At 21.3% G+C, this 9,547-nt stretch carries 6 protein-coding genes; 2 read left to right on the top strand and 4 right to left on the bottom strand.

Features of this window, described 5'->3' with window-relative positions; translation table 11 throughout:
• Positions 1-110 precede the first annotated feature (110 nt).
• The gene (locus tag ABNK64_RS08390) at positions 111-890 is read right to left on the bottom strand and encodes a toxin-antitoxin system YwqK family antitoxin (protein WP_349764113.1); all 780 of its coding nucleotides are present in this window, start codon (positions 888-890) and stop codon (positions 111-113) included.
• A gap of 622 nt (positions 891-1,512) precedes the next feature.
• Between ABNK64_RS08390 and ABNK64_RS08385 the strand changes: the two genes are divergently transcribed.
• Positions 1,513-1,806, top strand: a complete 294-nt coding sequence (locus ABNK64_RS08385; RefSeq protein ID WP_349764112.1) for a hypothetical protein — start codon at positions 1,513-1,515, stop codon at positions 1,804-1,806.
• A gap of 1 nt (position 1,807) precedes the next feature.
• Positions 1,808-3,364 carry a DUF4942 domain-containing protein gene (locus ABNK64_RS08380; RefSeq protein ID WP_349764111.1) on the top strand — a complete coding sequence of 519 codons (1,557 nt, stop codon included), beginning with the start codon at positions 1,808-1,810 and terminating at the stop codon, positions 3,362-3,364.
• 22 nt (positions 3,365-3,386) lie between these two features.
• On the opposite strand, the gene ABNK64_RS08375 is transcribed toward ABNK64_RS08380, so the two are convergent.
• The 3 genes from ABNK64_RS08375 to ABNK64_RS08365 form a co-directional block, all read right to left on the bottom strand.
• Positions 3,387-5,147 carry a toxin-antitoxin system YwqK family antitoxin gene (locus ABNK64_RS08375; protein ID WP_349764110.1) on the bottom strand — a complete coding sequence of 587 codons (1,761 nt, stop codon included), beginning with the start codon at positions 5,145-5,147 and terminating at the stop codon, positions 3,387-3,389.
• A gap of 253 nt (positions 5,148-5,400) precedes the next feature.
• The gene (locus ABNK64_RS08370; RefSeq protein WP_349764109.1) at positions 5,401-7,719 is read right to left on the bottom strand and encodes a DNA topoisomerase; all 2,319 of its coding nucleotides are present in this window, start codon (positions 7,717-7,719) and stop codon (positions 5,401-5,403) included.
• 62 nt (positions 7,720-7,781) lie between these two features.
• Positions 7,782-9,542, bottom strand: a complete 1,761-nt coding sequence (locus ABNK64_RS08365; RefSeq protein ID WP_349764108.1) for a toxin-antitoxin system YwqK family antitoxin — start codon at positions 9,540-9,542, stop codon at positions 7,782-7,784.
• Positions 9,543-9,547: the final 5 nt, after the last annotated feature.

The following is a 9,547-nucleotide window of genomic DNA, read 5'->3' as shown; positions in this document are numbered from 1 at the left end:
TAAAGTACGCCAAAATTTAAAGAAAAATATTTGAATTTATTTTTTAAAATTTGCTTGACAATTCATAGTTGGTCTCCTTTTTTCTAGTAATTTTTTTAATTTAATCAAATTTATTTTTCATTTCCTGAATTTTTTCTTCCTCTTGTTGCTCTTCCTCTTGTTGCTTTTTCTTTAATCCGTTCTTTTGGAATTAAATTTAAAATATCTTCTCCAATTAATTTACTGATAGACTTATATTTATCTAAAGCTTCATTTCCTTTATATGAAATCTTATCAATTCCTTGAATTACTTCATTTAATTTTCCATCTTTTAAACAAAACAAGTGAAAATCACATTCTTTATTTTTAGCTATAGAAAAAGAAACAACTTCATTGTCAATAAATCCTTTTGATAATCTGAAATTATTTTTATCAAAAGTTTCTGATAAAATCTCTCCATCTTGGTAATATTCTTTTTTATTATATGGAAAATAACTAATTATTTCTTTTAAATTTCCATTTTCATATTCAGAATGATACATTTTTTTCCCATTTTTATAATGTGATTTCCATAATATTTCTTCTTTAGAATTTTCAAAAATTAATTCTCCTGTCAATTTTCCATTTTCATATCTACCCCTAATAATTCCTCCTTTTTCTGTTAAGTATAAATTAAAATCTCCATTTTCAATTCCATCTCTATAAATTCCTTGTTTAATATATTGTCCATTTTTATTATATCTTAAAAACATTCCATCTTTCTTTCCATTTTTTCCATAATATGAATGTTCTTTAATAATTCCATTATCATAATATTCAGCAGTAACTCCAGATTTAAATCCATTTTCATTTTCATACCATTTTGCTTTTAATTTTCCATTTTCAAAATATTCTTTTTTTTCTTTTAACATTTTTTCCTCCTGTAATAAAAAAATCCCAAGATATATGAAGATATACAAATAAATTTATTTATATATCTTTATATCTTGGGGGATCTCCTTACGATAAATTATTTTTGTTTTTTTATAATTTTTGGGGGGTTTCCTTACAAATTATATTATATATTATATCATAAATATTTATAAAAATAAATAAAAAGTGACAGAATGTCATTTTTTATTTTTAGTCCTCAAGTGGACTAAAAAAAGCTTTTTTCTCTCTTTTTCTTTATAATAGCTCCAATCATAAAATTTTAATATTTTAAATGTTCCATTTATATCAGGTTGTATGTACATCAGCATTTAATCATATTCTGAATTTTTTACAAGACCAATGCAAGTTTTTTTAAATTTATTCCATTCTTCCATAAATTTAAAAAAAGTCTTGTAAAAATTCTTTGCGAATATGATTTTTTAATGCTTGTCCATACTGAAAACCTGATATAAAAAAAAAGAACATTAAAAAAAAAATAAAAAATTAATAGATTGAAAGGAGCTATTATATTAGAGAAAAAAGCTAAAGACAAAAGATTTTTTTCTTTGTCCACCTGAAAATCAGATATTTATTAGAAAAAATAATTAAAGGAGAAGAAAGATGTTTAAGAGATATGATTTAAATGAAATACAAATAAAGGAAATATTATTAAATGGGGAATTTTTAAAAAAATATGAAAATAAAAAAATTTTATTTTCAATAACCATTGAAGATGTTATAAGTAACTATTTAATAAATCATGCAAAAGATAAAGAAACTATTGAAAATAATAAAGAAAAAATACAAAATAATTTTAATATTTATCTTGAACAAAAGATTTATGATAAAATAGCAAAATATTATAATAGCGAATTAGAAATATTTATAAAAAAATTAAAGAATAAAGGAGAATAAAATGTTTACAGAAAATAAAAATTTTTATCCAACACCTCAAGAAATAATTATCAAAATGATTGAAAAAATAGAAAAAGAAAAAGCTCTAAATATATTAGAACCAAGTGCAGGGAAAGGAAATTTAATAGAGGGATTAAATGAATATAATAAATACTATAATAAAATAAAAATAAATAGTCTTGATTGTCTTGAGATAGACAATAATTTGAGAGCTATTTTAAAAGATAAAAAGTTTAATTTAATAGGAAGTGATTTTTTAAATTTCAATACATATAAAGAATATGATTTAATATTGATGAATCCTCCTTTTGAAAACGGGGAAAAACATTTATTAAAAGCTATTTCTTTAATAGAGAATAGTGGAGGACAAATTATTTGTTTACTAAATGCAGAAACTTTAAAAAATCCTTATTCTAATTATAGAAAAGTATTGATGAATAAACTTGAAAATGCAGAAATTGAATTAATAAAAAATGCTTTTGGAGGAGCTGAAAGAAAAACAAATGTAGAAGTTGCTTTAATTAATTTAAAAATTAATAAAAAAATAAAATCAAAATTATTTAAAAATTTAGAAGAGGAAAAAATAAATTTTGAAAATATAAAAATTGATAAATTAACAAATAAAGATTTGATTTTAAATTTAATTGAAAGATATAAATTTGAAATTGAAACAGGGAAACAACTTATTAAAGAAATTGATTTTTTCAATAAGTTTGTAGAAAAAGAAAGTAAATTAATTTTAAAAAATGATTATTATAATCAAGATATGAATATTAATTTCTTTGTTGAAAAAACAAGGAAAAAATACTGGAAAATCTTATTTGAAAATAAAAATTTAGAAAGATTATTTACTAATGAATTAAGAAGTAAATTCTATTCTAACTTAGAAAGTATGAAAAAATATGAATTTAATTTAGAAAATATAGAAGAAGTTTTAATAGAACTTTCTAAAAATATGTTTAGCTCTCTTGAAAAAGATATAGAAAACTTATTTGATGAGTTTTCTATTAAATATCATTATTATAATGAATCATCAAAGAATATTCACTATTTTGATGGTTGGAAAACAAATAAAGCTCATTTTATAAATAAAAAAGTTATTATTCCTTTAAATGCTTTTAGTTGTTATAGTGATAGAATAGAAACTTATGAAATAGAAAATAAGTTATTAGATATATATAAAATATTTATGTACCTTGATAATAAAAAAGAAAATATAAAAATTAGTTTAGAAGAGTGTAGAAATATTTTAAACCATATAGATAATGAAAAAACTAAAAATATTGATTTAGGATATTTTACAGTTAGTTTTTATAAAAAAGGAACTACACACATTATATTTAATGATGAAAAACTTTTATTAAAATTTAATATATTTGGAAGCCAAATGAAAAAATGGTTACCACCAAGTTATGGAAAAACGAAGTATGAAGATTTAGATATTGAAGAGAAAGATGTTATAGATAGTTTTCAAGGCAAAGAGAGCTATCAAGAAGTAGTAAATAATAATGATACTTATTTGTTACATAATGATAATATAAAACTAATAGGGATTTAAAAAAAGCACTCATAGAGTGCTTTTATTTTTCATTTCCTGAATTTCCTCTTCCTCTTGTTGCTCTTCCTCTTATAACTCGTTTTTCTTTGATTATTTCTTTTTTTTCTTCTTCTTTTTTATATTCTCCATTAAAATATGTTATATCCTTTTTTACTTTACCATCTTTAAAATATTCTATCCATTTTCCTTCTTTTAGTCCATTTTTATATTGTCCTAATAGTTCTAAATTTCCATTTTTATACCATTGCTTATAAATACCATCTAATTTTCCTTTTTTATAGTTTTCAATAGAAAAAAGATTATTTGTTTCTGTAAAATATGTTAATTTAGTTCCATGATTTTTTCCTTCTCTATATTCAGCTTTTATTTTATATTCATTATTCCAATCTGAATGATAAGTAATTAAACCATCTTTTAAACCATCTTTTAAATTTATTTCTGATTTTAAATTTCCATTTTCAAAATATTTTTTTGTAGTACTTCTATTTAAAACTTCTTCATGCTCTTCTTTTAATTGCCCATTTTCAAAATATTCTTTATAATTTTTAAAATTCTCTTCATATTTTAAATTTCCATTTTCAAAATATTCTTTATATACTCCTATTCTATGCCCTTTATCATATAATTCTTCTTCTTTTAGTTGTCCATTTTCAAAATATTTTTTTCTATGTATTAATAAATTATCATTATAAATTCTTTCTTGAGATAGATTACCATTAGGATAGTAGATATAAGTAACTCCATTTTCTTTTCCAGTTTTATAGAAACTTTGAACTTTTAAATTTCCATTTTCATACCATTGCTTATAAATACCATCTAATTCTCCTTTTTGATAATTTGAAAAGGATAAAATTTTTGGATCTTTTAAACTGCTATTTATATTAAATTCAATTATTTCACCATGCAATTGTCCATCTTTATAATTTGATATAAATATAGGTTCATTGTTAGTATTATATTCTATATATATTCCTTGTTTTTTTAAATTTTCATCTAAAAAGAATGTTTTTTTACTTAGTTCTGTATTTTGAATTTTTTCTTTTAAACTAAATTCTTTATATTCAAAAGTACTTTTTTTACCAAAGGCATCATATTGCTCCCAAGTATCAATTTTTTCATCAGCAAAATATTTACCTATTGCTTTTAAACTTCCTGTTTCAGAAAAAGATTTTGAAATTCCATATTTTTTGTTCATATAGAAAGTTTCTTCTCTTTTTAATTGTCCATTAGGATAATAAGTTAATTCTTTACCAAATTTTTTACCTAATACATAAGTACAAGTGCTGGATATTTTCAAATCATCTTCTGCTCCACTTTTTTGAAGATAATATGAAATTCTTTCCCCATTTAATAATCCATCTTTATAATTTTCTAAAGTTATTAAATGATTATTCATATAACTTTTCCAGTCGCCCTTACTTTTTCCATTTTTATATTGTCCTATTTGCTTTATATTTCCTGTTTCGTGATAAGAAGTATACTCTCCTTCTCTTAGTCCACCTTTATACCAACATAATTCTTTTAAGATTCCATTATCATAATACGTTTTATAAATACCTTCTTCTTTACCCTGAATATATTCTACTTCTTTGATTATTCGTTCTTGTTCATTAAAAACTAAGTAATCTCCATTTAATTCCCCATTATCATAATTCTTTTTTATAAATAGTTCTCCTGTTTTTCTATATTCTAAATTTTCTCCTTGTTTTATTCCATTTTCATTTTCATACCATTTTGCTTTTAAGTTTCCATTTTCAAAATATTCTTTTTTTTCTTTTAACATTTTTTCCTCCTGTAATAAAAAAATCCCAAGATATATGAAGATATACAAATAAATTTATTTATATATCTTTATATCTTGGGGGATCTCCTTACGATAAATTATTTTTGATTTTTTATAATCTTTGGGGGATCTCCTTACAGATTATAATATATATTGTATCATAATTTTTTATAAAAATAAATAAAAAGTGACAGAATGTCATTTTTTAATTTTAAAAAGGTATAAATTGATAAATCAATTTACTTTATTATTTTTATAAAGATTTAATATATTCAAAATTAACATAGTTTTTATTTAAAATTCTATTTATTTTTAACTTTAATTTTCCTTCAAATTCTAAACCATCTTTACCAATTAATGTAGTAAAAAATGTTGGTTCGTTATTAAGTAAAGTTTTAGCTTTTTCATCTGTTATTTCTAGAGTAGATTTATAATGTTTCATTTTATCATATAATTTAAATTTACAATTTTCACAATAATAGTTGTATCTCTTTTCATTTGTATTTTTATCTTTAAATTCACCTTTATAGATGTTCTTTCCACAAATCGGACATTTACCCAATGATACTTTTTCTTTATTTTTTACTTGTAAATTCAATGTTTTATATTCTGTATTTAATATATCTTTTATATTATCTAATACACTTTCTAAAAATTTATCTGTAGAAAGAAAATTATTTTTAATATCTTCTTGTTTTAACCACCACAATGCTGTTAAATTTGGCTTAGTAACATCACTTGGTAAAATAGAAATTAATTCTCTTCCTAATTTTGTAGATTTAACATTTTTACCTTCTTTTATAATAAAACCTCTTTTATATAAATTTTCTAAAATTATTGAACGAGTTGTAGAAGTACCAATATTTCCAATTCCTATTTTTTTAGATTTTAATTTTAAAATTTTATTAATATCAATGTTATCAACATATTTAGAGATTGAACACATATCATAGATAATTTCCCCTTCTGTATAGTATTTAGGAGGATCAATATATTTAGTTTCTATTTTATTCTGAATTAATTTAACTAAATATTCGCCATTCATTAAAGAAGAAATTTCAGAAATTTCTTCTTCTTGTTTTTCTTCATCTACATTTGATAAATAAGTTTTAAAACCAATATTTAAAGTTTTAGTACTTGAACATTTAAGTTCAGTATCTTCATAAATTTTCATAGTCACAGTAGTTGTTTCATAAATTCTTGATGGTAAAAATTGAACGATATAATAATCAGAAATTAACTTATAAATATTTTTTTCTTTTTCATTAAGAGAGCTAAGATCTATTTTTTCTTGTGTAGGAATAATAGCTGTATGAGTAACTATATTTTCATTATTAAAAGCTTTACTTTTTAAGAATAAATTAATTTCAGGAAGGACAATTTTTAAATTACTAAGTACAATAGGTAGTGTTTCTTCAGCTTCTAAGTATTGCTCTATAGAGCAATATTGACATTCAGATTTATTGTATGTAATAGCATTATATTTATCTCTTAAAACTTGTGTTACATTCATAACTTCTTTTGGAGAATAGTTAAATTTATCAGAACATAAAATTTGTAATTTTGAAAGATCAAGTGGTAATGGGGGATCTTCTTTTTCTATTTTTTTTGTAACATTAATTTTTAAATTATTATCCATTTCTATTAAACTAGAAATGGATTCTAAAAAGTCTTTTCTTATTACTTTTTTATTTGGAAATTCTTTTCTTTGAGGAACATTATATTTTAAAGTAATATCTATATTACTGTTTAATGCTTCATATTCTTTTAACATTTTATTATATTGAGAGTTTGCTAATTCTTCATTATGAAAACTATCTATATAATCTTTTTTTAGTTTTTCTAAATTAAAATTTTCGTTTTTATTACTAGATTTTATAACTTGAATATTTGAAAATAATTCATAATATTTCTCTTTTACATGATTTTCTACTAAATTATCACGATTAACAATCATTGCTAATGTTGGTGTTTGAACTCTTCCTAAACTTAGAGTACCAACATTATTTTTACAAGTAAAATATCTTGATAAATTTATTCCAAACATATAGTCAGCAACAGCTCTTCCATAGGCACTTTGTCCTATAGAAATAAAATTGTTATTATCTTGTAGATTATTAAAAGCTTTCTCAACTCCATGAATTGTAGTATCGTTTATTAAAAGTCTTTTCACTTTTTTTTGGTTTTTTAAATAATCTAAAATTTCATCAATAACATATTGTCCTTCATCATCAGGTGTTCCTGCATGATAGATTAATGTTATTTTACTATTAAATACTAATTTTTTTAAAATATTATATTGAAAATTAGCTTTTGCATTTTCTTTTTTACTTAGAGGAATTTTTTCCCAATTTTTAAAAAAAATTGGTAAACTTTCTAAATTCCAATTTTTATATTTTTGATCATAATATTCAGGTGGTTTTAATTTGAGAAGGTGTCCTGTTGTCCAAGATAATAAATAATTCGCACTCTTATAATATCCTTCATTTTTTTCAAAAACTTCATTCTTAAAATTAAGATATTTTATAATTGCTTTTAAATAATTTTCTTTTTCTGTTATTATTAAAATCATTACATTCCTCCTCCTTTATTATTATGCAATTTTTTGGACTATATTAATTCTATTTTTATCTCTTATCTTTCATTACCTGAATTTCTTCTTCCTCTTGTTGCTCTTCCTCTTGTTTCTTTAGTGTTAATTTTATCTTTTAAATTTAGTAAATCTCCATATTTATTAGTTACTAATTCATTATATTTTTTTATTACTGAATGGTCATATGTTTCTATATTATGATTAGTTATAGCTGTAAATTGTGTTGCTTTATTGTTTTCTATTTTTAAAAAATATTTACCATTTTCTTCAGAGTTTATGGATTTTATAAATAGTTTCATTTCACTTATTTCTTTATTTTCGTTATAATTTATAGTTTCATTTATTTTTCTAGAATCTAATTCATAGAGTTTTTGTTTAGAAATAACATTTTTATTTATATCATATAATTCTATATTTATACATTGGTCTTTTTCTTCTTCCAATGCAACTAAATTTCCAGTTTTATTATAGTATTTAATTTTTTTATTAATGATTTCTTTTGATTTTTCTCCTGTTTCATAAAATTCTATTCTTTTAGAATCATCAGATTTTAAATTTAAATTACCAATAGCATATAAATTTCCATTTTCAAAATATTCTTTATATGATGTTATTTCTGTATTATAAAAATACTCTGAATGTAAATTATTATTAATATAATTTGATTTTTTAATAACATTAAGTTTATCATCATAATCTAAACTTTCTTTTAAAATTTCAAAAGAACTATCTATTTCATATATATTTTTCTTAATAAGAAGCCCTGATTCATTATATATAAATTCACTACCAGATTTAAAAGAATATCCATTTTCATTAATGGAATAAAAACATTCGTTTTTTAGATTTCCATTCTCATAGTAATTTCTATGTTCGCCTTTGAAATTTGTTTCTTCCATTTGATAGTCAAATTTTAAATTTCCATTTTCATAGTATGCTTTCCAACTATTTTTGGTTCTTATATAATTAATATGACCATTTGGAAATTTATATATTCTTAATCTATCTTTTGTTTTATAGAGTTCTTCAATAGATTCTAATTTGTTATTATTAAAGTTATTAACAACAATTTTATTTTCAAAAAAATTGCGTTCACGTATTAGTTTATTATTATAGTATTCTAATTCTTTCTCATATTTTCCATTATTAAAGATTTTACAAGACAAATAATTACCATTCTCTTCATAATATTTCCATTCTTTATCTTTCATAGAATTATTATTATATTCTCCTGATATAAATAATTTTCCATTTTCATAATATTTTTCATATTTTCCAATATAGAAATCATCTTCTAAATTGAAAATTTCTTGCACATTACCATTTGGATAATAAGTTTTCAAAATGCCAGTAAAACCTTTATCATTGTAAAATCCTTCTTTATAAGTATCATTAGTTTTCTTTAGATATTTACCTATATAAAAATTCATTCCATCTTTATAATTTACATTAAAATCTTCTATTAATTCTCCGTTAGAGTTATATGATGATTGTTTTTCTAAATTATTATTTTTATAAAGTGAAATTGTTTTTAAATTACCATCTTCATAAAATTCTTTCCATTCCCCTATTCTTTTATTGTTGTCATATTTTTGTAAATCTTCTAAATTACCATTCTCATAAAATATTTTTTGCTCTCCATCATATTCTCCATCTTTATAGTTCTCTATTTTTCTTATAGCTCCATTCTCATAAAATGTTTTTTGCTCTCCATTATATTCTCCATCTTTATAGTTCTCTATTTTTCTTATAACTCCATTCTTATAAAATGTTTTTTGCTCTCCATTTCTTTTTTCTTCCATTTTTC

The sequence above is a fragment of the Fusobacterium sp. SYSU M8D902 genome, from assembly GCF_040199715.1.
Classification (GTDB): Bacteria; Fusobacteriota; Fusobacteriia; order Fusobacteriales; family Fusobacteriaceae; genus Fusobacterium_A.
Note: the sequence above shows the minus strand (reverse complement) of the source record. Positions and strands in the feature narration are given on the sequence as shown.